We start from the raw sequence: 21,998 nt of genomic DNA, 5'->3' as shown, positions 1-21,998 counted from the left end.
ACGGTCTTCCCGCGAAACCACGCTTCATCCTGATTCGGCGGACCGAAAGTGACCAAAGGCCTGTTTCACAACAGGACCGGCCGCGCCGTCACTCCAGGAAGTCCTGGATGTCGTCGGCGAGGGTGTCGGCCTCGGGCCCGACGACCACCTGCACGACCGACCCGGAGGTCAGTACACCGTGCGCACCGGCCGCCTTGAGGTCCTCCTCCTTGACCAGAGCGGGATCGCCGACCTCGGTGCGCAGACGGGTGATGCAGGCCTCGACGTCCTCGATGTTGCCCGATCCGCCGAGGCCGGCCACGATCGCCGCCGCCTTGTCCGCCATGTGTCCTCCGTGCTCGCCGTTCCCGGGACCCTCCCGGTCCGGGCTCTGTCCGGTGAACACCCGATCACCTGCTGCAGGACTCCCAGCAGCACCCTCATTCCCATCGGTCGAGGGCACACCCGGCCGTCCTTCTTCGGGATCGCCACACCGGCCGCACCGCTCGCGGCGGAAGTCGTCAACCGAACAGACCCTGACCGAAGCTTAGGCGTGAGCGGCCCCACACACCAGGGTCGTCCGAAGGGAGTCAGGCCGACGGGCGCGGGGGCAGGGACGTGTGCGGTACCGGCCGGCCCGGAGCGGGTCGGCATCGTCGACCCGCCGCACCGCAGGGCGGGGTGTTGCACTCCCCTGCCGCCCCTGGCCGCACGCACGAGTGAGCGTCAGGAGGTCTGGGTGACCTTGTTCAGCCCCCTGGGGACGTCGGGGTCCAGGCCGAGGCGGCGGGCCAGGTGCTCGGTGAGCAGCTGGGCGGGGACGATGAGCTGGAGCGGGGACACCCACTCGGGCAGGTCCGGAACGGGGACGTTGACGTCGCTGACCCGGGCGAGCTCGGCGCCACCGCCGAACCCGAAGACAGGCGCCCCGGCCAGACGGGCGCGCTCGGCCAGCGCCACGGTGCCGCCGAGCGTGGGGCCCGAGGGCGAGGCCATCAGCAGCGCGGGGGTGCGCGGGTCGACGACCGCCATGGGCCCGTGCAGCAGGTCTGCGTAGGAGAGCCCCATGGCGTGCAGGTAACAGGCCTCCTTGAGCTTGAGGGAGGCCTCCAGGGCCGTGGAGAAGGCCATTCCACGGCCGGACACCACCGCACCCTGCACGGCGACCATGCGCTCGACGATCTCTTCCAGGCCGTCGGTCGGGGCTGCCAGGCTCTGCTCGATCGCGTCGGGGACCCGGTCGAGGTCGGCGGGGTCCAGGTCCGCGCCCAGCCCGAGGGCGAGCACCGCGAGTGCGGCCAGCTGGGTGGTGTAGGTCTTCGTGGCGGGCACCGCGATCTCGTCGCCGGCCCGTGTCACCAGCGCGGCATCTGACTCGGTGGCCAGCGGCGACCCCGCCCCGTTGGTGATCCCGACGGTGCGTGCCCCGCACTCGGCGGCCCAGCGCATGGTCTCGACGATCTCCTCGGTCCGCCCGGACTGCGAGATGGCCACGGCCAGCACACCGGACAGGTCCAGGCGCGCACCGTAGGACGTGGCGATGGAGGGCGAGCCGAGGGTGGCCAGGCGCCCGGTGTGGGCCTGCAACAGGTAGCCGCCGTAGACCGCAGCGTTGTCGGAGGACCCCCGGGCGATGAAGAGCACCTGCTTGGTCTCGCGGCCCAGGGCCTCGAGCTCCGGGCGCAGTGGCAACAGGTCCGCGAAGGTGCGGCGCAGGGCTTCGGGTTGTTGTGTGATCTCCGAACGCATGACGCTCGAGGTACTGGACATGGGCAACCCTTCCCGTGCGAACCGCCTGAGGGCGGACGGATTGACAGGTCTGAGGCGCTATGGTCTAGTCCGGACCATACCAGCCGGGTCCGCCCTCTCCCAGAGCCGCACCCACGTCCGGAAGGACGCCCGCACCGATGCCGATCGATCCCACCAACCCCCAGCCCAAGTACGTTCAGCTGCGCGACCTGATCCTGGACGGGATCGCCTCCGACGGCCTGGGCGTGGACGACCTGGTGCCCTCCGAACGCGAGCTCAGCGCCACCCACGGCCTCTCGCGCATGACCGTGCGGCAGACCATCGACCTGCTGGTCTCGGAGGGACGGCTGTACCGGGTCCCGGGCAAGGGCACCTTCATCGCCCGACCGAAGATCGCCATGTCGCTGGAGCTGGCCTCCTACAGCGAGGACATGCGCGCCCGCGGGTACGAACCCGGCGCGCGCGAGCTCATCCGCCAGGTCATCCCCGCCAGCGGTCACACCGCGCGCATGCTCGACATCGCCCCCGGCACCCTCGTGCACCACATCGAACGCATGCGCACCGCCGACGACGAACCGATGGCGGTGGAGCGCTCCAACATTCCGGCGGAGCTCGTGCCGGGGCTCGAGACCTTCGATCTGGCCGAACGATCGCTCTACGAGGTCCTGGAAAACGAGTTCGACATCCTGTTGGATGCGGGGGAACAGACCATCGAGGCCGGGATCTGCGACTCGGCCGACTCCCGCCTCCTGGGTCTGCCCGCCGGGAACCCGGTACTGGTGATGCAGCGACGCAGCTTCACCAAGGGGCAGTGCGCGGCGCTCGCGCTGTCCACCTACCGTGCCGACCGTTACCAACTGCACTCCCGACTGGATCCGCGCCGGCACGGAGACTGACCACCGCGCCCCGCCCGGGGGCGCGGGACGACGGGAGGTACCCCTCGTGAACCAGTCCCCCGCCCCCGACCCCTCGTCCGAAGCCGCCCGGACCAAGCGTCCGTCCACCGCTCTGGCCCTGCTGCAACGGCTCGGGCGCAGCCTCATGCTCCCCATCGCGGTCCTGCCCGCGGCCGCGGTCCTCCTCCGCCTGGGCCAGGACGACCTCCTCGGCGCCGACGGACTGGCCGGTCTCCGCGGCATGGGATGGATGGAACCCGTCGCCGGGGCCGTGGGCACCGCGGGCGACGCCGTCTTCGAGGCCCTGCCCCTGCTCTTCGCAGTGGGTGTGGCCATCGGGTGGGCCAAACGCGCCGACGGGTCGACGGCCTTGGCAGCGGTGGTCGGTTACCTCGTCTTCGACCGCGTCTCGGCCTGGACCATGTTCACCTTCGAGGGCCCCGAGGGAGACCTGGGCTCCCAGGTGGCCGCGTACCCGCTGGAGACCGATCCGCAGACACGGGAACCCCTCACCGACCCGTCATCGGTGAGCGCGGTCGAGCCCGTCGTGGACCACGCCGTCAAGAACCCCACGGACGTGCTCGGCGGCATCGTCATCGGTCTGGTCGCGGCAGTGCTGTGGCAGCGCTATCACCGCATCAAGCTTCCCACCTGGCTCGGGTTCTTCGGCGGGCGCCGGTTCGTGCCGATCGTGGCGGCCGCGGCCGGCCTGGTCATCGGTGTGGTCCTGGGCCTGTTGTGGTCCGTGGTCGGCATGTGGATCCAGAACCTGGGCGAGGCGATCGTGGGCGCCGGGGCGGCCGGCGCGGGCGTCTACGGGGTCGTCAACCGCATCCTGTTGCCCATGGGGCTGCACCACGTGGTCAATTCCTACGTCTGGTTCGTCGCGGGAACCTACGAGGGTGAGGACGGCGTCGTACGCGGGGAGATCACCCGGTACCTGGCCGGGGACCCCGACGCCGGCGGGTTCCTCTCCGGGTTCTTCCCGGTGCTCATGTTCGGGCTGCCCGGAGCCGCCCTGGCGATGTGGTTGGCAGCCCACCCCGCCCAGCGCGCACGGATCGGGTCGATCATGATCCCGGCCGCCCTGACCGCGTTCGCCACCGGAATCACCGAACCTGTCGAGTTCGCGTTCATCTTCGTCGCGCCGCTGCTGTACGCCGTGCACATCGTGCTGACCGGGCTGTCCCTGGCGGTCCTCAACGCCCTCGACGCCCACCTGGGCTTCGGGTTCTCCGCCGGGCTCATCGACATGCTGCTCAACGCGACCAAGGACAACACGACGGGGTTGGGGTGGATCCTGTTGATGGGCGTAGTCTACTTCTTCCTCTACTTCGGGGTGTTCTCCCTGCTCATCCGGAAGTTCAACCTGCCGACGCCGGGTCGCGAGTCCGACGCCGAGGAGCCGGCCGCCAAGGATTGACCACCCCGGCACACAAGTGGGCGCGGCCCCTGTCGAAGGGACCGCGCCCATCAGTCATCCGGTCACGAACCCAGGACCCAGGGGTGGTCGGCAGCAAGCCCGGCAGGGTTCTGGCGGCCCTGAGGCGCCCCGAGCAACGAGGGGCGCCGGAGCGGGCCGAGGGTTCCTGCCCTCCGGGCGCCTCCGGAAGCAGCGTTCCGGAGGCGTCCGCCGAGGGTGTGGATGGGTCACGGGTGGACGCGGCCGTAGCGGAGCAGGGCCCATGAACACTGCCTACCGGCTGGCGGGGTCACCGTGGCACTTCTTGAACTTCTTGCCGGAGCCGCAGGGGCAGGGCGAGTTGCGCGCCGTGCCCGCGTACTCGTCGGTCGACTCGCTGTGGCGCTCCACGGAGCCGTCCTCACTCGGCGCGGAGTACTGGAGCCGGTCGGGCCGGTCCTCGCCGAAACCGGGCACGAAGACGTCCTCGGCCTCGTCCGCCTCGGTGGAGGGCGCGTCGGCCTTCGCAGCCTCCTCGTCGTCCTCCACCGCGGTGGCCACGGCGGTCGCACCGGTGGTACCACCCACTGCGCCGGCCGTCTGGGCCGCGGCAGCCGTGGTCAGGGCCGGTTCCTCCTTCTTGCGGACCTGGACCTCGACGTTGAAGACGAAGCCGACGGACTCCTCCTTGATGGCCTCCAGCATCTGCTGGAACATGTCGAAGCCCTCGCGCTGGAACTCGATGAGCGGGTTGCGCTGGGCCATGGCACGCAGGCCGATGCCCTCCTGGAGGTAGTCCATCTCGTAGAGGTGCTCGCGCCACTTGCGGTCCATGACCTGGAGGATCACGCGGCGCTCGACCTCGCGCATGGCCTCCTCGCCCAGCTCGGACTCACGGGCCTCGTAGGCGGTGTGGGCGTCCTCGACGACGCGGTCGGCGATGAGGCGGCCGGTGATGTTCTCCAGCCCGCCGTTCTCGTCGATGAACTCGTCGACGGTGAAGGTGATCGGGTAGACCTGCTTGAACGCCCGCCAGAGCTTGTCGAGGTCCCAGTCGGCCGGGTCGCCCTCGCCGGTCTCCTCGGAGACGTAACCCCGCAGGACCTCCTCGAGCATGTCCATCATCTGGTCGCGCAGGTCCTGTCCCTCCAGGACCTTGCGGCGCTCGGCGTAGATGACCTTGCGCTGGCGGTTGAGGACCTCGTCGTACTTCAGGACGTTCTTGCGCGTCTCGAAGTTCTGGGTCTCGACCTGGCCCTGCGCGGAGGCGATCGCCTTGCTGACCATGCCGGACTCGATGGGCTGGTCCTCGGGGATGTTCAGCCGCTCCATGAAGATCTCGAGGCGCGAGCTGTTGAACAGGCGAAGCAGGTCGTCCTGCAGGGACAGGTAGAAGCGCGACAGGCCCGGGTCACCCTNGGGGGGGCCCGCGGAGCTGGTTGTCGATTCGGCGGGACTCGTGGCGCTCGGTACCGAGCACGTAAAGACCGCCGGCCTCGACGACCTGCTCGTGCTCCTCCTCGTAGGCCTTGGTGGCCTTCTCCAGCGCCTCGGACCAGGCCTCCTCGTACTCCTCCGGGGTCTCCAGGGGGCTGAGACCGCGCTCCTGGAGCTCCTCGTCGGCGAGGAAGTCGGGGTTGCCGCCGAGCATGATGTCGGTACCGCGGCCGGCCATGTTGGTGGCGACGGTGACCGAGCTGAGCTTGCCGGCGCGGGCGATGATCGAGGCTTCACGCGCGTGGTTCTTCGCGTTGAGCACCTCGTGCTTGACACCCTCGCGCTTGAGCATGCGCGAGAGCAGCTCGGACTTCTCGACGCTGGTGGTACCGACCAGGACCGGCTGTCCGGCCTCGTGGCGGTCGGCGATGTCCTCCGCCAGGGCCTGGAACTTGGCGTCCTCGCTCTGGTAGACGACGTCCTTGACGTCCTCGCGGATCATCGGCTTGTTGGTGGGGATGGGCACCACGCCGACGCCGTAGGTCTGGTGGAACTCCGCCGCCTCGGTCTCGGCCGTACCGGTCATGCCGGCGAGCTTGTCGTAGAGGCGGAAGTAGTTCTGGAGCGTGACCTTGGCGAGAGTCTGGTTCTCGTCCTTGATCTTGACCCGCTCCTTGGCCTCGATGGCCTGGTGCATGCCCTCGTTGTAGCGCCGCCCAGCCAGGACACGTCCGGTGAACTCGTCGACGATGAGGACCTCACCGTCCTTGACGATGTACTCCTTGTCCTTGCGGTAGAGCTCCTTGGCCTTGATGGAGTTGTTGAGGAAGCTGATGAGCGGGGTGTTGACGGCCTCGTAGAGGTTGTCGATGCCCAACCAGTCCTCGACCTTGGCCACGCCCTCCTCGGTGATGCCGACGGTGCGCTTCTTCTCGTCGACCTCGTAGTCCTCGTCCTTCTTGAGGCGAGGCGCGATCTTGGCGAACTCGGCGTACCAGCGGGAGTTCTGCTCCGAGGGGCCGCTGATGATCAGCGGGGTACGGGCCTCGTCGATGAGGATGGAGTCGACCTCGTCGACCAGTGCGAAGAAGTGGCCGCGCTGCACGCAGTTGTCCAGCGACAGGGCCATGTTGTCGCGCAGGTAGTCGAAACCGAACTCGTTGTTGGTCCCGTAGGTGATGTCGGCCTGGTAGGCGGCCTTTCGCTGCTCCTGCGTCATGTTCGGACCGACCACGCCGACCTCGAGCCCGAGGAACTGGTAGATGCGACCCATGTTCTGGGCGTCGCGTCGAGCGAGGTAGTCGTTCGTGGTGATGACGTGGACGCCCTGGCCGGCGAGCGCGTTCAGGTAGACGGCGAGGGTCCCGGTCAGGGTCTTGCCCTCACCGGTCTTCATCTCGGCGATGTTGCCGAGGTGCAGAGCGGCACCGCCCTGGACCTGGACGTCGAAGTGCCGCTGGCCCAGGGTGCGCTTGGCCGCCTCTCGGACGGTGGCGAATGCCTCCGGGAGGAGGTCGTCCAGCGTCTCGCCGTCCTCGTAGCGTTCCTTGTACTCCTGCGTGAGGTCGCGCAGTTCTTCGTCACTGAGGTCGACGTACTCGTCCTCGAGCGAGTTGACCTGGTCCTTCAGCTTGTTCAGCCGGCGCAGGATCTTTCCCTCACCCGCGCGCAGGAGCTTACTGAGTATCCCTGGCACTTCCTTCGCGCTCCTCGCACATCACGGTTGGCCCCACGTCGTGGAGCGTGTACCTGGGCCCCGCTGACCGCTGGCCGCGGCTCACAGCCGGGGGTTCTGGGGCCTGGGTCATCCATCCTAGAGGACCCCTGCCGTTGCTCCGCCGGGCTCGTACCGCGGGACCGGCGGGCTCTCACGGTCATTCGGGCACAACGCGCGGAACGGGGCCCGATGTTCCCCTGTCTTCTGTGGGGCTTCGAGGCATTCATGCATGTCAGTGGGTACAAGGGGGACACGATGTGTTCCATCGGAAGAGGGGGACCCATGGACGCAGAGTCGAGAGGGCGGCGCGAGGCCGGACCGGCCGCGACCGACCGCCCGTCCGTGCCGCACCAGGGCACCGATCCCGCCATCGGCGGCGACTGGGGCAGGGTCGAGGACCCGGTGGCCGACGAACACCACGCGCGCCGCTGGGAACAGCATCACCCCGATGACCAAGAGGGGTTCGGCCGGATCCGCGGGTTCCAGCGCCAGGGCGGCGCGTGGGCCCCGACCAACCGGCACCGTGGCAGGGCCAGTTCCTGGATCGTGGTGCTGCTCGCCTGCGTGGGCTTCGCCCTGGGCGGGATCTCCGTGGCCATGGACTGGGCGCTCGTCCCGCTCGTGACCGGTGCGGTCCTCATGGGGCTGGCGCTGATCATCGCCTTCGCCTGCGACATCCTCACGGACGTCGTGCTGGACTCACCCCGCGACGAGTCCGAGGAACCGCACCAGACGCCCCTGCACCGCATCAAGTCGATGGCTCGGAAGGAAGGCAAGAAGGAGCGCAAGGCCGGTGGGGCCGGCAGCTGACCCGCGAGGCCGCGAAGAGGGGCCGGCACCGGGGCGAACCCGGCGCCGGCCCCTCACTCGTGTCGGCTGTGTTCGGGAGGGCGGCGGTTTCTAGTCCACCAGTCGGAGGACCCCGTAATTGAAACCCTTGCGGCGGTAGACCACGCTCGGGGTGTCCTTCACCTCGTCGTGGAAGAGATAGAAGTCGTGCCCGATGAGCTCCATCTCCATCAACGCCTGGTCGATGCTCATCGGCTTGGCCCGGTGGAACTTCTCCCGTACGACCACGGGAGCCTCACCCTGGGTCTCGAGCTCGACGAACTCGTCGGAGAAACGGCCGTCGACCGCCGCGCCGTCGATGTCGTCGCCCGCTCGCTGCGCCGGGGGTGAGGCGCTCTGTTCGGTGAGGGTTCCGGGCAAGTCCCCGGGGAGATCGGCGGTGGCTGCGGCCACCGAGACGGGAGTGTGGTTGCCGCGGTGCACCTTGCGGCGGTCGGCCGCCTTGCGCAGGCGCGCCTCGACCTTGTCGACCGCGAGGTCCAGGGCTCCGTGGCGGTCTTCGGCGGCCGCCGCTTCGCTGCGGATCACGGGCCCGTCGGAGTGGATGGTCAGCTCAACCCGCTCGCGGACGTCGGCGAGCTTGGGGTTGCGCTCCGTGGACACCTCCACGTCGACGCTCATGCCCTTCTTCTCCCACTTGGAGAGCTTGTCGAGCTTGGTCTCGACGTGCTGCCGGAACTTGTCGCTCACGCCGGTGCGTCGACCCTTGACGATGATGTCCATAGGACCCCCTTCATCGCGTGGCCGTCCTTGACGGCCAGGCTGGCTCTGCATCCCTTCCGCCCAAGGACGGAAAGGTGTCGCGCGCTGGCCCCCTTCCGTTGGTGTCCCGGTCGAGTCCGGCCGTATCACGGCTCGGTTGAGAGTGCGTATACCCACGCTGGGCGGGGTCATCACGCGCCTCACGTCGGTGTTTGCCGGTGACCTGCGCGGCTCGGAGAGGGACGGGTGGTGTCTCGACGACAGGCCGTGCACCCCGGCGGTANGGGGGGCCCCGCCGTTTCCGACGGCCCCCGCGGATCGGTATGCCACCCGCCCGGCCGACCTGGTCTTCGTCCCCACATCCGCCTGCTGAGGGGGTCGCCGCTCTTGTACGCGACTACTGCCCTTCTCCCTGTCGTGAGGGACATCGGGACCCTCCGCGGGGCAGGACTTACCTCTAAGGCGCACCGTGATCGGTCGACAAAAAGTCGCCTTACGTGGGCCGTTTCGCCTGCGCCTGGCATCGGCTTGCCGGAGCCGCTCGACGGTGTCCCCGCGAGCTCTCTCTCCGGCGCAACCACGGACCCGGACGGGTGCCATACCTGGACGGTAACCCGTCCGGCGGAGCTTGTCAGGTACTGGCGGCCCGCCCGAACATCGGGATTACCCGTCGAACCCCTACGGACAAGGACTTTCCGCTCTCGGAGGACCCCGCGTAAAACCTTCGTGGGGGGCGGTCCGTATCTCCCGCCGGCGGCTCTCGTTGAGCACGATCGCGCCGACCACACGCAGGCCCGCTCCGCGTAGGACCCGGGTCGCCTCGGCCAGCGTGGCCCCGGTCGTGACCACGTCGTCGACCACGACGACCGGCGAACCGCGGGCCCGCACCGCGGAGGGCACCGCGTCGAACACCCCGACCCGGTTACGCAGGCGTTCGCTGCGCCCGAGACCGACCTGCCCCTGGGCAGCGCGGCGATACCTCAGCAGAGGGGCCGTGCGGCCGGCCCGCGGTCCCCCGGCCGCGGCGAGGGCGGCCTCGGCCAGGGCGGCCACCCGTCCTTCCCCCGGAAGCCGCCCGCGCGGGGGCACGGGCACGAGCACGGTGTGCGGACCGGACCACCCCGTTGCCGTGTACACCCGCGCCAGGCGTTGACCCAGCGGGGCACGGAGCGCATCGTCACCGTCCTCCTTGTGCGCGAGCAGCACCCGGCGGTCGTGGCCGTCGTGCGGCCCGGCCGCCCACACCTGGGGGCAGCGCGGACGCGGGACACACCGCCGCGGGCGGCGGTCGAGCCGGTCGCGGCACCAGGTGCACAAGGGACCCTCCGGGCCGGAGCACCCGGCGCAGCGGTGCGGCAGGAGGAGTTCGAACAGGGCGGCGGCGGAACCGGACAGGACTCGGAAAACACGGCGGAGATCCATGGTTCGAGGATCGCCGCGGTGGGCCCGGAACGCACCACCGAACTCTCGGCCTGTGGACAACCGTGGCGGAACAGCGTCAGCCCGGGAAGGCCGGCTCTGCGCCCTCGACCGCATTCTGCCAGTTCAGGCGGTCGTTGGAGACCCAGATACCGCCGTCGTCGGTCCCGGCGATGAGCGGCTGGCCGGGTGCGCCGGAGATCGCCACCATGCCGGGGACCGAGGACCCGGTGCTCGCCGCCGGGGTCCCGCCGTCCACCGGGACCAGGAAGGCCTGACTCGAGCCCCCGTCCCGGGAGCCCAGGATCACGAGCTGGTCGCCGGAACGCCACGACAGGTCGATGACGTCCTCGAGATCGTCGTCCATGGGGATGAACCCGCCGACCGACACCTGATCGCCGTCGGACACCACGCGTCCCACCTCGAGCGAGCGCTTCCCGTCGGTCTCGGTGATCGCCGCGGCCCTGGTGCCGTCTCGGGAGATCTGGAAATCGACCAGCGAGCGGTCACGGAGTTCGGGGGCGTCCACCCGAACGACCTCGTCGCCGCCGCGCAGCAGCCAGAGGGCGGAGTCGCCGGGCTCCGGGGGCAGGTCCTCGCCGTCGATGCTGGGCTGGTCCTCCTGGGCGCGCTCCTCCTCGTCGTCCCCGCCGTCGCGGCTCTCGGGCTCTTCGGTCTCCTCCACGACCCACAGATGGCCGTTGACATCCCAGGAGACCTCCGTGAAGACACCGTCGTCCAGGACCGTCTCGTACTCGGCACCCGGGCTGGTGAAACTGGTGACGACCTCCTCTCCGCCCACGGTGATGCCCGCGACGGTGCTCTCGTCCATGGAGACCGCGAAGCTCTCGATGGGTACGTCGCCCGCACCCAGGGGGCCGGCGACACGTTCCACGTCGTCGAAGTTGTCGTTCTCCCAGTCGCCGGCCGACCAGAGCTGACCGTCGTGCGAGTAGTAGGCGCGGCTGCCCGAGGTGGTCGCGCTCGGACTCACCCCCGCCCAGAAGTCGTCGCCGGGACGCGGGCGGTCCTCGCTTTCGCCCTCGGTGCCGGGGAAGTTCACCTCGGTGCCGTCGACGGTGAGCGTGAACTCCTGGATGTCGGGGATCTGCCGGAGGGTCCAGGCGATCTGGGCACCCATCTCCACCGTGTCGGGGTCCCCGCCGGTCTCGACCTCGACGACCGCGCTCTCGCTGTCGACCTCGAGATCGGTCTCGGCGTTGGCGGGAAAGGCCGAGCGCACGGCCGGGTCCAGCCAGTCGCTAGGACCGTCGATGAGCTTGTCGAGAAGGCGTTCGGCGAGCTCGTTGTTGCTCACCGGGAGGTGGACCGGGTCCGGCACCAGGGCGGTGCCCTCGGGGTTGAAGTAGTAGAGGTTGAGCGGGCGGTGGGTGCGTTCGACGTCGAGCTCGCTGAGGATCAGCTCGTCGGGCATGTCCTGGATGCGCCACTCGCCATCGGGTTCGCCGTTCTCCCTGGCCAGCTGGAAGTTGACCTCGTACAGGCCCTGATCTTCGTTGGGCATGTACTTGCCGCTCTCGTCGATGGTGGCCACCAGGGAACTGCGCAGGCTCACCGTCGCGGTCAGACCGTCGGAGCTGATCTCGGGGTCGAGGTCGATGGTGTCGAGGTCGCGGAAGACCTGCACCGTCCCGTCGGGGGACCAGGACTCCTCGAGATCGGGGAGCATGTAGCTGCGGGCGGCCTTGTGGTCCTCCTCGAAGCTGCCCATGTCCTTGAGGAAGCCGTTGACCAGGCCTTCGGGCGTGACCCCGGGCTGCGGGCCGGCCGGCAGCAGGCGTACGTAACCACCGTAGGGGTCGGAGACGACGTCGCCGCCGTCACCGGGAACGACGGGCCCGGTGGTGGGCACACTGGCGCAGGAGGCCAGCAGGACACACGCGGCGGCCGCGGTCAGTGCGGAGCGGGTCCGGCGGCCGAGGGAGGATCTCATCCGTCGTCCTCTCCGTCGTCGGGGACCGGGGTGAAGTTGTGGCCCAGCGCGATCTCGGGCGGGACCAGCGGCAGCGGTGAACCACGCAGTTCGGTCCCGGACGAGCGGGGCAGGGAGAGCCGGAACTGCGAACCCTTGTCGGGCAGCCCCCAGGCCTGGAGCCAACCGCCGTGCAGGACCGCGTCCTCCTTGGCTATCGACAGCCCGAGACCGGTGCCGCCGGTGGTGCGCACACGCGAGTAGTCGGCCCGCCAGAAGCGGTCGAAGCACAGGTGCTCCTCCCCCTCCTTGAGGCCGACCCCGTAGTCGCGCACGGCCACCGCGACGGCGTCGCGGTCGCCGGCGGCGCTGACCACCACGTCCCGGCCCTCGCTGTGCTCGACCGCGTTGACCACGAGGTTGCGCAGGATGCGGTTGATACGGCGGGTGTCGAACTCGGCCACGCACGGCTCGGCGGGCAGGCGGAGCACGATCTTGATGCCGCGCTTCTCGGCGATCTGCTCGGCGTCCCCGACGGCCTTCATGACCGAGTCGCGGATGTCGCTGGGTTCCACCCCCAGGGTGGCGGCACCGGCGTCGTGGCGGCTGATCTCGAGCAGGTCTCCGAGGAGCTCCTCGAAGCGTTCCACCTGGCCCTTGAGCAGTTCCACGGAGCGGCGCTGGGAGGTGTCGAGCTCCTCGCGCTCGTCGAAGAGCAGGTCGCCGGCCATCCGGATCGTGGTGAGCGGGGTGCGCAGCTCGTGCGATACATCGGAGACGAACTGGCGCTGGACCTTGGAGAGCTCTTCCAGCTCCTGGATCTTCTCCTGCAGGTTGCCCGCCATGTCGTTGAAGGAGACCGCGAGCCGGGCGAGGTCGTCCTCCCCGTGCACGGTCATGCGTTCGGAGAGTTCGCCCGAGGCCAGGCGTTCGGCCGATTGCGCCGCCGACCGCACCGGGCGCACCACCAGGCGGGTGACCACGAACGCGATGAGGCCGAGCAGTATGACCAGCAGGGTCCCCACGAGCGCGACGGTGCCCTGCACCAGGTCGAGGATCTCCTGCTCGTGTTGGAGCGGGAAGAGGTAGTAGAGCTCGTAGGCGTGGGTGAGCTCGGCGCCCACGACCAGGGCGGGCTCGTGGGAGCCGTCCATGTCGATGCGTGTGTAGGTGTGGTACTGCTGCTCCGACCCCGACTGGCGGACCTGGTCGATCAGCCGCTGAGGAACGCTCTGCTGCTGGACGGTGTCCTCGTCGCCGGTCGCCCACCCGGTCTCGTCGCCGACCGAGGGCATGATGACGACACCGTAGAGTCCGGTGTCACCGCTGCGGCCCGTGAGCTCGTCGGTGATGTTGTACAGCAGGCGGTCGCGGTCGCCGACCTCGTTCTCCTGCAGCTCGGCCAGTGCGTAGTTGAGGCCGGCCCGGTGGTCGTTGACCGCGGTGTCGATCTTGGCGTCCAGCAACCCGCCGCGCACCTGCGACAGCATGACGTAACCGAGCCCCGCCATGACCAGGAGCGACAGCACCAGGGTCGTGGAGATGACCCTCAGGTGCAGCGAGCGGCGCCAACGGTTCTGCACGCCCTTGACCAGGGCGCGTGCGGCGCGTTGGGCGAACAGGTAGGCCCGGGTCAGCCCCGAACCCCCGTCACGCCCGTCGTCTCCGGGTACGGCGGAGGGCGGGTCGGACCGCTCCGTTCCGGGATCGGCCCCCCGTTCCTCCTCCTGCGGGGCTGCTGTCATGGGGACACCGGCCGGGTCAGGCGGTACCGGCCTTGTAGCCGACACCGCGGACGGTCACGACGACCTCGGGGTGCTCCGGGTCCTTCTCGATCTTGGCGCGCAGGCGCTGCACGTGGACGTTGACCAGGCGGGTGTCCGCGGCGTGGCGGTATCCCCAGACCTGCTCGAGCAGGACCTCGCGGGTGAAGACCTGGCGGGGTTTGCGTGCGAGGGCGACCAGGAGGTCGAACTCGAGCGGGGTGAGGCTGATCTGCTCACCGTCACGGCGCACCGCATGCCCGGCGACGTCGATGGTGATGTCGCCGATCTGCAGGACCTCGGGGGCCGGCTCCTCGGTACGGCGCAGGCGCACGCGCACGCGGGCCACGAGCTCCTTGGGCTTGAAGGGCTTGACGATGTAGTCGTCGGCACCGGACTCCAGGCCCAGCACGACGTCGATCGTGTCGCTCTTGGCCGTGAGCATGACGATGGGCACCCCGGACTCGGCACGGATCTGACGGCACACGTCGATGCCGTCGGCGCCCGGAAGCATCAGATCGAGCAGGACCAGGTCGGGCTTGGTCTCACGGAAGGCCTCGAGGGCCTTGTCCCCGTCGTGGACGAACGAGGGTTCGAACCCTTCGCCGCGCAGTACGATGCCCAGCATTTCGGCGAGGGCGAGGTCATCGTCGACAACCAGTACACGTCCCTTCATCGGTGTGTCCGGCGCCGGGCGTCGGACCCGCTCGGGAGCGTGTCCGCGGCGCCTACTCCTCTCTCTGGAACACTCAAGCGGCGTCTTGGTCGGTGCCCTTGCTCCCCGTCGGGGGAACTGCTTTCGTACGTACTGGATCCACTCTGCCACCTGTGTGGACGGCGCAGAGCGGGGTCACGGGCATCGGGCACCTGTCCGACCGGATCCGGTCGTGCAGCGGCACCCGTGGCTCACCGGCGGGCCGGGGCGCGGAGCGATGCTGACTTGGTCTTTGGATAACAGAAAGCATACAAAAGGAATGAAGTGCGTCGGCTCTCTGCCGAAGCGCCCGACCGCGCGTGGAAGCGCAGGAACCGGCCGGTAGGTTGGGTTCCGGTGCCGTGAGAACCACGTGACCTCGTTCGCGCAGCGTAACCGAAGCCTCAGGGAGGGCGGCCCACATGAGCCACGAGGACGACCGCAGGGGCGGCGCCGGGGAACCCGGTGGTTCCGGCGGGTGGTCCGCGCCGGGGAGCGGCTGGTCGGCGCCGGGAGCAGGGGGCCCGCAGGGACCGCCCCCCGGCCACGGAGGACAGCAGGGCCCGCCTCCCGGGTACGGACCGCCCCAGGGGCCTCCCCCCGGATACGGCTCCCCGCAGGGGCCTCCCCCCGGATACGGGCCGCCGCCCGGACAGGGGGGACATCCCCCACAGGGACCACCTCCCGGGTACGGACCGCCGCCCGGACAGGGGGGACATCCCCCACAGGGACCTCCCCCCGGGTACGGCGGCGGAGCGTACGGGCAGTACCCCCAGGGCGGGGGCGGCCAGCCGCTCAAGCCCGGGGTCGTACCGCTGCGGCCGCTCGGCCTCGGCGACGTCCTCAACGGTGCCTTCACCCTGATCCGCAACCACCCGGCGACCACGCTCGGGCTGGCGTTCGTGGTCATGGGGATCGCGGCCATCATCTCGACCCTGCTCAGCGGCGGGTTCTTCGCCGAGTACGAGCGCTCCATGGAGCAGATCACGGCCGCCCAGGTCTCCCCCGACGACCCGCCGCAGATGCCGTTCACCCCCGGCTCGCTGGCGTTGCTGTTGCTCGGCGGCGTCGTCAGCTACGCCGCTGTGACGATCCTGACCGCGCTGCTCACCTCGGTGGTGGGCATGGCCGTGCTCGGACACCGGTTCACCGTCGCGCAGACCTGGGTCGTGGTGCGCGGGCGCATCGGGGCGGTCATCGGGCTCTCGATCGTTCAGTACCTCATCCACCTCGCACTGGCGATGGTGATCCTGGTCATCATCGTGCTGGGCATCATGCTCGGTGTCTTCGTCGGCGTGACCGTCAACGACGGGTCCGGTGTACTCGTCGGGCTGGGGACGGTGGTGCTCGGTGGACTCGCCGGTGCCGCGCTCTTCGCGTGGATCTCCGTGCGCATCTTCCTGGCCATGCCGATCGTGGTTCTGGAGCGCATCGGCCCGATCAGCGCGCTCGCCCGTTCCTGGCGTCTCACGCAGGGCAACTGGTGGCGCATGTTCGGAATCGTGCTGCTCACCCTGGCCATCGTGTTCGCGGTGACCATGCTCCTGACCTTCGCGCTCGGCCTGTTCGCGCTGATCCCGACGATGATCGCCGAAGGGGCCGACTGGGGCATGACCGCGGCCACCGCCGTGGGTGTGCTCGTCGAGGCGCTCACCTACAGCATCACCACGCCGTTCCTGGCCGCCGTGACCACGCTTCTCTACGTCGACCTGCGCATGCGCCGTGAGGGCCTGGACCTGCGCCTGCACCGGGTCGCCCAGCAGGGTGTGGCCGTCGGCCCCGAGATCTACCGCCCGGAGCAGCCCGCGTGACAGCCCCGAACGCCCCCTCCCCGGATCTGCCCGGGGAGGAGGGCCGCCGACGCGCGTTCGAGGAACTCGGCGATCCCGTGTACGGCGACCGCGAGCCCTCCCTCATCGACCGTTTCGTGGAGTGGTTGTCCGACCTGGTCGACGACCTCCTGCAGCTCGGCAGCGGCCTGCCAGGCGGCTGGTGGCTGTTGGGGCCGCTGTTGCTGATCCTGGCGCTGGCCGTGCTGGGGCTGGTGCTCGTGGTGTTCCTGCGTCCGGGCCGCAACCGCAGGACAGAGGCGCCCGTGCACACCGAGTCCAAGCGCACAGCGGCCGAGCACCGCAGCGCCGCCGACCAGTACGAGGGGTCGGGGAACTACTTCGACTCCGTCGTTGAACGCATGCGGGCCGTCGACGTCGACCTGGAGGAGCGGGCCCTGATCACCCCGTCGGCCGGACGCACCGCCACCGAACTGGCCGTCGAGGCCTCCCGGAACCTGCCCGACCAGGCCGAACGTCTCTCCGGAGCAGCGGGGCTCTTCAACAGCATCGTCTACGGCAACACAGAGGCGACCGCCGAGGCGGCCCGCACCATGCGTGAGCTCGACGACCACCTGCGCGCCGCGCGCCCGACCCCCGCCGAGGAGGAGCGACGATGAGCACCCCGGACGCCGGGTGGCGACGCGTGTGGCGGTCCGTCCGGATCCCCGGCGCGGTCCTGGTCGCGCTGGTCGTCGTCGCAGTGCTGGTCTCACTCGGCGATGAACAGTTCCCCCAGGGCCACATGGAGCCCGGCAGTGTCGACCCCACAGGCGGGCGAGCCCTCGTGGAGACCATGCGCGAGGACCGGGACGTGCAGGTCGTGCGTTCTGCCGCGGACGCCGAAGAGACCCTGGGCGAGATCGGCGGCGACGCGGTCCTGGCCGTCTTCCTCGACCACCGGATGGAGCCCGGCGAGGTACGGGCGCTGGCCGACCTCGAGGTCGACACCGTGCTGGTACAGCCCACCCTGCAGACGCTGAACGAGTTCGCGCCGGGGGTCGACATGAGCGGGCGGACCGAGTCCGACGAGACCCTGGACGCCGCGTGCGACCTCCCCGCCGCCGAGGCCGCCGGTCCCGCCGACGTGGCCGGCGAGGTGTACGAGGCCGCCCCCGGGCAGGCTGCCACCGAGTGTTACGCGGCCGCCGCGGGGTCGGCCGTGGTCCAGGTCGAGCACGGCGACGCGGCCACCACGGTCGTGGGCACCGACCACTTCATGACCAACACCGAGCTCCCCGACGAGGGCAACGCGGCGCTGGCGATGAACCTCATGGCCGCCGAGGACGTGGTGTGGCTGCGTCCCGAGCCGCACGTGCCCGAGGACAGCGCCACCATGGCCGAGCTCCTGCCGCAGGGCCTGCGCTGGGCCGCGGTGCCGCTGGCTGCCGCGCTGGTGCTGCTGGCCCTGTGGCGCGGGCGCCGCCTGGGCGCCCTGGTTCCGGAGTCGCTGCCGGTCGTGGTCCGTGCCTCCGAGACCACCGAGGGCCGCGCCGGGCTGTACCACTCGCGCAGGGCACGCGACCGGGCCGCCGACGCGTTGCGGGCCGGGTTCCTGGACCGTGTCTCCGGAAAGCTCGGTCTGCGTCCGGACGACCCCCCGGAGACCGTGGTCTCCGCACTCGCCGCACGGCTGGGCGAGGACCCGGCGCGCGTGGGTGCGCTGCTGTACCCCGATCACCCCGACCCGTACGCGGGTGACGACGAGGCGCTGAACCGGCTCGCGGAGGAGCTGGACGAGCGGTCGCGGAGGCTGCGGTGACCCCGGCCGGTACTCCACACGCTGCAACAGACAGGTATTCGAGAGAGGTGGGCCGCACGTGAGCGCCCTGACACCCGACGAGGGACTGCCCTCCGCCGACGAGGCACGACAGGCCCTGACCGCTCTGCGCCACGAGGTCGCCAAGGCGGTCGTGGGGCAGGAGGAGACCGTGACCGGCATGGTGGTGGCGCTGCTGTGCCGGGGCCACATCCTCATGGAGGGTGTGCCCGGTGTCGCCAAGACGCTGCTGGTGCGCACCGTCTCCGAGGCCCTGTCGCTGGACCACAAGCGGGTGCAGTTCACCCCGGACCTCATGCCCGGTGACGTGACGGGTTCCCTCGTCTACGACCAGCACACGGCGAAGTTCGAGTTCCACAAGGGGCCGGTCTTCACCAATCTGCTGCTGTCCGACGAGATCAACCGGACCCCGCCCAAGACGCAGGCCTCGCTGCTGGAGGCCATGGAGGAGCACCAGGTGACGGTGGAGGGCGACCCGATCGCGCTCCCGGAGCCGTTCCTCGTGGCCGCTACACAGAACCCGGTGGAGTACGAGGGCACGTACCCGCTGCCGGAGGCGCAGCTCGACCGGTTCCTGCTCAAGGTGACCGTGGGGCTGCCCCAGCGGGCCGCGGAGGTCGACATGCTGGGCCGGCACGCCGCCGGCTTCGACCCCGGCGATCTGGCCGCCGCGGGGGTGCGCCCGGTCGCGGGCGCCCGTGACCTGCGGGCCGCGCAGAACGCCGTGGAGCACGTGCACATGGCCCCCGAGGTACTCGGTTACATCGTTGACCTGGCCCGGGCCACCCGGAACTCGCCGTCCTTGCAGCTGGGTGTCTCGCCCCGCGGTGCGACCGCGCTTCTGCGCACGAGCCGGGCGTGGGCGTGGTTGTCGGGCCGCGACTACGTGACCCCGGACGACGTCAAGGCGCTCGCCAAGGGGACCCTGCGGCACCGTGTCTCGCTCCGCCCCGAAGCGGAGCTCGAGGGTGCGACCGCCGACGGGGTCCTCGACGGCGTGCTCGCCTCCGTCCCGGTGCCGCGCTGATGGTGGTCACCGGCCGGTCGGTGGTCCTCGCCCTGCTCGCGGTCGGGGCGGTGCTGGTCTCCGGCCAGATCAGTCCACAGGTCACGGCTGCCGCGCTGTCCGTGGTGGCGGCCCTTCTGGCGCTGGACGTCCTGCTGGCGGCGAGCCCGCGGGCGATGCGCCTGACCCGGGAGGGCGACACGTCGGTGCGCTTGGGTGAGTCCGCGGCGCTGTCCCTGGTGCTGCACAACCCGACGCGGCGGCCCCTGCGCGGACGTGTGCGCGACGCGTGGCCGCCGAGCGCTCATGTGGAGCCTCGGTCCGCCGCCCCGGCACACGTGGTCGGCGGCGAGCAGCGGCGGTTCGGTGTGACGCTGACCCCGACCCGGAGGGGCGACGCCCGCGCCGCCGGGGTCACGGTGCGCGCCATCGGTCCGTTGGGCCTTGCGGGACGCCAGCGCACGCTGTCGGCGCCGTGGACCGTGCGGGTGCTGCCGCCGTTCCACAGCCGCCGGCACCTGCCGGGCAAGCTCTCGCGGCTGCGGGAGCTGGAGGGCCAGCACACCGCGATGGTGCGGGGGCAGGGCAGCGAGTTCGACTCCCTGCGCGACTACGTGCGCGGTGACGACGTGCGTTCCATCGACTGGCGCGCGACCGCCCGCAACGACGGCGTCGTGGTGCGCACATGGCGCCCGGAGCGGGACCGGCGGATCCTGATCGTGCTCGACACCGGCCGCACCTCCGCGGGCCGGGTGGGGGACACCCCGCGCCTGGACCACTCCATGGACGCCTCCCTGCTGCTGGCCGCGCTGGCCGGGCGGGCCGGAGACCGCGTGGACTTCCTGGCCTACGACCGCCGGGTGCGCGCCCAGGTTCGGTCCGGGGGCAAGGGCAGCCAGATCCAGCAGCTGGTCTCGGCGATGGCCCCGCTGGAGGCGGCGCTCGTGGAGTCCGACCCGGCGGGCATGGCCGGGACCGTCATGGCACAGGGGCGTGCGCGCAAGCTCGTGGTCCTGCTGACCGACCTCAACGCGGCGGCGCTGGAGGAGAACCTGCTCCCCCGGCTTCCCACGCTGACCTCGCAGCACCTGCTGCTGGTGGCGTCGGTGCGCGACCCCGCGGTCGACGCCATGGCCGAGGAGCGCGGCAGCCCTGAGGCGCTGTACCGGGCGGCCTCCGCCGAGCGCACCCTCGCCGACCGGCGGCGGGTGACGGTGGAGCTGCGGCGGATGGGCGCGGAGGTCGTCGACGCCGGACCGGAACACATCGCGCCCGCCCTGGCCGACGCCTACATCAACCTCAAGGCCCAGGGGCGGCTGTAACGACGGGCGCCTGCTGTACAGAGGACGCTCGGCCGCATGGTGCCGGCCCGGGTCCCGGGCCGGCACCGCGTGTTCGTGCCTTCCGGAGCCCCGACGGGCCTGTGGACGGGCTTCCGCGCGGGCCCGGGGTTGGGCACCATGGACGCATGCCCCCTCGTGATCCGTATCTGAGCACCATCTCCCGCGGCACCGTGCACGGCACACTCCTGCGGGCCCGGCACCTCCACGACGCCGCCCACGACCCCTCCTCCGGGCCACAGGGCTCGGACTCTGCGTTCGACCCGCCCCGCATCACGACCGCGGTGCGGGGACGCACCAGGCTGCTCGCGGAACTCACCGCGGCCATGGACTCCGGCACACCGGTTCCGCACGTCCTCGCCGGTCCGGGCGGGTCCGGCACGTCCACGGTGGCGGCCGCCCTGGCCGAACGTGCGCGGGCCGACGGGTGGCGGGTGTTCTGGACGCGCGCGGGCGAGGTCCCCGTTGGGCAGCAACTCGACCACTCCCCCGAACCCTGGCTCCTCGTGCTCGACGGCACCGACCGGCCCGAGGCGCTCGCCCCTTACCGACCGCGATCGGGTCCGGGAGGGTTCGTGCTGGTGACGAGCCGTGTGCAGGACCCGGCTGTGTGGGACCCGGCCCAGATGCACGAGGTGGCCGAGCTGGACAGCGCGGCCGCCGGTGCGGCGCTGGCCGACCACGCCGGGGAGGAAGCCCTACCGGGCGCAGAGGAGCTCGCCGAAAGGCTTGGCGGGATCCCGTTGGCGCTCACCCTGGCCGGGCGCATCCTGGCCTCACACCGGGTGCTGTTCCCCGACGCACGTGCGCTGTGCAAACGCCTGGACGAGGACGGCCTCGAACCCCCGGACACGGGCTCCGAACCGTGCCAGGGCCGGGGCCTTCTCTCCGGGATCTGGGACGTCGCGCTGGACCTGGCCTCCCGGCGCGAGCCGAAGGCACCCGCGCTCCTGCGCCTGCTCGCGGTGCTGGGCAGCGACGGCGTACCGGTCCCGCTCCGCCGGCTCGACCCAGGGTTCCTGCGCGGTGAACCGCTACCCCTCAGCGACCGTCCCGAGCTCGCCCGTGCCGTCAACGCGCTCGTCGTGCACGGCCTGGTGTCGGTGCACGAGGACGGGGACGCGATCGACCTGTGGCTGCACCCGCTCGTCTCCGAGACCCTGTGTGCGCAACACGAGCGGTGCGCGCCCTTCCACGAGTTGGCCGAACGCATCGTGGCCGGACAGCACTGACCGGGCTCAGGCAGCGACGGGCGCGGTCTCGGGGGCGTTGCGGATCTCCCCCGTCTCGCCCTCCTCGTGGGCGCGCTTGCCGACGGTGTAGACGTACAGCAGGAACAGGACCTCCGCGGCGATGCCGATCGCCAGCCCCACCGGGGTGGAGATGTGGCCGCGCACCATGTTCCCGGTCACCAGACCCTCGATGAGGCCGCTGACGAACAGCACCGCGACCAGCCCCAGCGCCACGGCCATGGCGGCGCGGGCCTCCGCTCCGAAGGCGGCC

Annotated in this window: 16 protein-coding genes and 2 pseudogenes; 9 read left to right on the top strand and 9 right to left on the bottom strand. The window is 70.6% G+C overall.

The genetic code is table 11. The features are described 5' to 3' along the window. Positions 1-88 precede the first annotated feature (88 nt). Together D474_RS0103225 and D474_RS0103220 are read right to left on the bottom strand one after the other, a co-directional pair. The gene (locus D474_RS0103225) at positions 89-325 is read right to left on the bottom strand and encodes a glucose PTS transporter subunit EIIB (protein WP_026118128.1); all 237 of its coding nucleotides are present in this window, start codon (positions 323-325) and stop codon (positions 89-91) included. Positions 326-705: 380 nt separating this feature from the next. After that, the gene (locus D474_RS0103220; RefSeq protein WP_017612157.1) at positions 706-1,749 is read right to left on the bottom strand and encodes an SIS domain-containing protein; all 1,044 of its coding nucleotides are present in this window, start codon (positions 1,747-1,749) and stop codon (positions 706-708) included. A 137-nt stretch (positions 1,750-1,886) separates the two neighbouring features. On the opposite strand from D474_RS0103220, the gene D474_RS0103215 reads away from it, so the two are divergent. Together D474_RS0103215 and D474_RS0103210 are read left to right on the top strand one after the other, a co-directional pair. Beyond that, positions 1,887-2,624, top strand: a complete 738-nt coding sequence (locus D474_RS0103215) for a GntR family transcriptional regulator (RefSeq protein WP_017612156.1) — start codon at positions 1,887-1,889, stop codon at positions 2,622-2,624. A gap of 46 nt (positions 2,625-2,670) precedes the next feature. Next, positions 2,671-4,047 (top strand): PTS transporter subunit EIIC, encoded by a 1,377-nt coding sequence (locus D474_RS0103210; RefSeq protein WP_017612155.1) that lies wholly within the window; start codon positions 2,671-2,673, stop codon positions 4,045-4,047. A 273-nt stretch (positions 4,048-4,320) separates the two neighbouring features. On the opposite strand, the pseudogene secA reads toward D474_RS0103210, so the two are convergent. Then, positions 4,321-7,159 (bottom strand): annotated as a pseudogene (secA, locus tag D474_RS33815) (preprotein translocase subunit SecA). Positions 7,160-7,462: 303 nt separating this feature from the next. On the opposite strand from secA, the gene D474_RS0103200 reads away from it, so the two are divergent. Beyond that, the gene (locus tag D474_RS0103200) at positions 7,463-7,990 is read left to right on the top strand and encodes a hypothetical protein (RefSeq protein ID WP_017612154.1); all 528 of its coding nucleotides are present in this window, start codon (positions 7,463-7,465) and stop codon (positions 7,988-7,990) included. Between the two features lie 90 nt (positions 7,991-8,080). Here D474_RS0103200 and hpf read toward each other — a convergent pair whose 3' ends face one another. From hpf to mtrA, 5 genes are all read right to left on the bottom strand, one after another. After that, on the bottom strand, positions 8,081-8,752 hold the full coding sequence (gene hpf / locus D474_RS0103195; protein ID WP_017612153.1) for a ribosome hibernation-promoting factor, HPF/YfiA family: 672 nt from the start codon (positions 8,750-8,752) through the stop codon (positions 8,081-8,083). Between the two features lie 657 nt (positions 8,753-9,409). After that, a complete protein-coding gene (locus D474_RS27485; protein WP_017612152.1) occupies positions 9,410-10,153 on the bottom strand; it encodes a ComF family protein in 744 nt (247 codons plus the stop codon). Positions 10,154-10,229: 76 nt separating this feature from the next. Next, positions 10,230-12,104 (bottom strand): LpqB family beta-propeller domain-containing protein, encoded by a 1,875-nt coding sequence (locus D474_RS0103185; RefSeq protein WP_017612151.1) that lies wholly within the window; start codon positions 12,102-12,104, stop codon positions 10,230-10,232. After that, positions 12,101-13,828: an MtrAB system histidine kinase MtrB gene (gene mtrB, locus D474_RS0103180; RefSeq protein WP_017612150.1), complete on the bottom strand. Its 1,728-nt coding sequence runs from the start codon at positions 13,826-13,828 to the stop codon at positions 12,101-12,103. The genes D474_RS0103185 and mtrB overlap by 4 nt, the downstream gene beginning before the upstream one ends. Positions 13,829-13,844: 16 nt before the next feature. Beyond that, on the bottom strand, positions 13,845-14,522 hold the full coding sequence (mtrA, locus tag D474_RS0103175) for an MtrAB system response regulator MtrA (protein WP_017570965.1): 678 nt from the start codon (positions 14,520-14,522) through the stop codon (positions 13,845-13,847). A 440-nt stretch (positions 14,523-14,962) separates the two neighbouring features. Between mtrA and D474_RS0103170 the strand changes: the two genes are divergently transcribed. The 6 genes from D474_RS0103170 to D474_RS0103145 all read left to right on the top strand — a co-directional run bounded on the left by D474_RS0103170 (position 14,963) and on the right by D474_RS0103145 (position 21,727). Next, entirely contained in the window at positions 14,963-16,351 is a 1,389-nt protein-coding gene (locus tag D474_RS0103170) for a glycerophosphoryl diester phosphodiesterase membrane domain-containing protein (RefSeq protein WP_083931722.1), read from the top strand. Then, complete coding sequence (locus D474_RS0103165; RefSeq protein ID WP_017612148.1) at positions 16,348-16,989, top strand: DUF4129 domain-containing protein; 642 nt, start codon at positions 16,348-16,350, stop codon at positions 16,987-16,989. The genes D474_RS0103170 and D474_RS0103165 overlap by 4 nt, the downstream gene beginning before the upstream one ends. After that, entirely contained in the window at positions 16,986-18,131 is a 1,146-nt protein-coding gene (locus D474_RS0103160; protein WP_017612147.1) for a DUF4350 domain-containing protein, read from the top strand. The genes D474_RS0103165 and D474_RS0103160 overlap by 4 nt, the downstream gene beginning before the upstream one ends. A 58-nt stretch (positions 18,132-18,189) precedes the next feature. After that, a complete protein-coding gene (locus tag D474_RS0103155; RefSeq protein ID WP_017612146.1) occupies positions 18,190-19,176 on the top strand; it encodes an AAA family ATPase in 987 nt (328 codons plus the stop codon). Next, positions 19,176-20,477, top strand: a complete 1,302-nt coding sequence (locus D474_RS0103150; RefSeq protein WP_017612145.1) for a DUF58 domain-containing protein — start codon at positions 19,176-19,178, stop codon at positions 20,475-20,477. Before D474_RS0103155 ends, D474_RS0103150 begins: the two co-directional genes overlap by 1 nt. A gap of 146 nt (positions 20,478-20,623) precedes the next feature. After that, complete coding sequence (locus D474_RS0103145) at positions 20,624-21,727, top strand: hypothetical protein (protein WP_017612144.1); 1,104 nt, start codon at positions 20,624-20,626, stop codon at positions 21,725-21,727. 6 nt (positions 21,728-21,733) lie between these two features. Here D474_RS0103145 and D474_RS27480 read toward each other — a convergent pair. Continuing rightward, positions 21,734-21,998: pseudogene (locus D474_RS27480) on the bottom strand (stage II sporulation protein M); the annotation flags it as partial.

Source organism: Nocardiopsis salina YIM 90010, assembly GCF_000341025.1.
Lineage (GTDB): Bacteria > Actinomycetota > Actinomycetes > Streptosporangiales > Streptosporangiaceae > Nocardiopsis > Nocardiopsis salina.
This window is presented reverse-complemented; position numbering and strand designations above follow the sequence as displayed.

Excerpts from the sequence above, each read along its gene's own strand:
- D474_RS0103225 (WP_026118128.1), bottom strand. The coding sequence starts at position 325 with ATGGCGGACAAGGCGGCGGCGATCGTGGCCGGCCTCGGCGGATCGGGC.
- D474_RS0103220 (WP_017612157.1), bottom strand. The coding sequence starts at position 1,749 with ATGTCCAGTACCTCGAGCGTCATGCGTTCGGAGATCACACAACAACCC.
- D474_RS0103215 (WP_017612156.1), top strand. The coding sequence starts at position 1,887 with ATGCCGATCGATCCCACCAACCCCCAGCCCAAGTACGTTCAGCTGCGC.
- D474_RS0103200 (WP_017612154.1), top strand. The coding sequence starts at position 7,463 with ATGGACGCAGAGTCGAGAGGGCGGCGCGAGGCCGGACCGGCCGCGACC.
- hpf (WP_017612153.1), bottom strand. The coding sequence starts at position 8,752 with ATGGACATCATCGTCAAGGGTCGACGCACCGGCGTGAGCGACAAGTTC.
- D474_RS27485 (WP_017612152.1), bottom strand. The coding sequence starts at position 10,153 with ATGGATCTCCGCCGTGTTTTCCGAGTCCTGTCCGGTTCCGCCGCCGCC.
- D474_RS0103185 (WP_017612151.1), bottom strand. The coding sequence starts at position 12,104 with ATGAGATCCTCCCTCGGCCGCCGGACCCGCTCCGCACTGACCGCGGCC.
- mtrB (WP_017612150.1), bottom strand. The coding sequence starts at position 13,828 with ATGACAGCAGCCCCGCAGGAGGAGGAACGGGGGGCCGATCCCGGAACG.
- mtrA (WP_017570965.1), bottom strand. The coding sequence starts at position 14,522 with ATGAAGGGACGTGTACTGGTTGTCGACGATGACCTCGCCCTCGCCGAA.
- D474_RS0103170 (WP_083931722.1), top strand. The coding sequence starts at position 14,963 with ATGAGCCACGAGGACGACCGCAGGGGCGGCGCCGGGGAACCCGGTGGT.
- D474_RS0103160 (WP_017612147.1), top strand. The coding sequence starts at position 16,986 with ATGAGCACCCCGGACGCCGGGTGGCGACGCGTGTGGCGGTCCGTCCGG.
- D474_RS0103150 (WP_017612145.1), top strand. The coding sequence starts at position 19,176 with ATGGTGGTCACCGGCCGGTCGGTGGTCCTCGCCCTGCTCGCGGTCGGG.
- D474_RS0103145 (WP_017612144.1), top strand. The coding sequence starts at position 20,624 with ATGCCCCCTCGTGATCCGTATCTGAGCACCATCTCCCGCGGCACCGTG.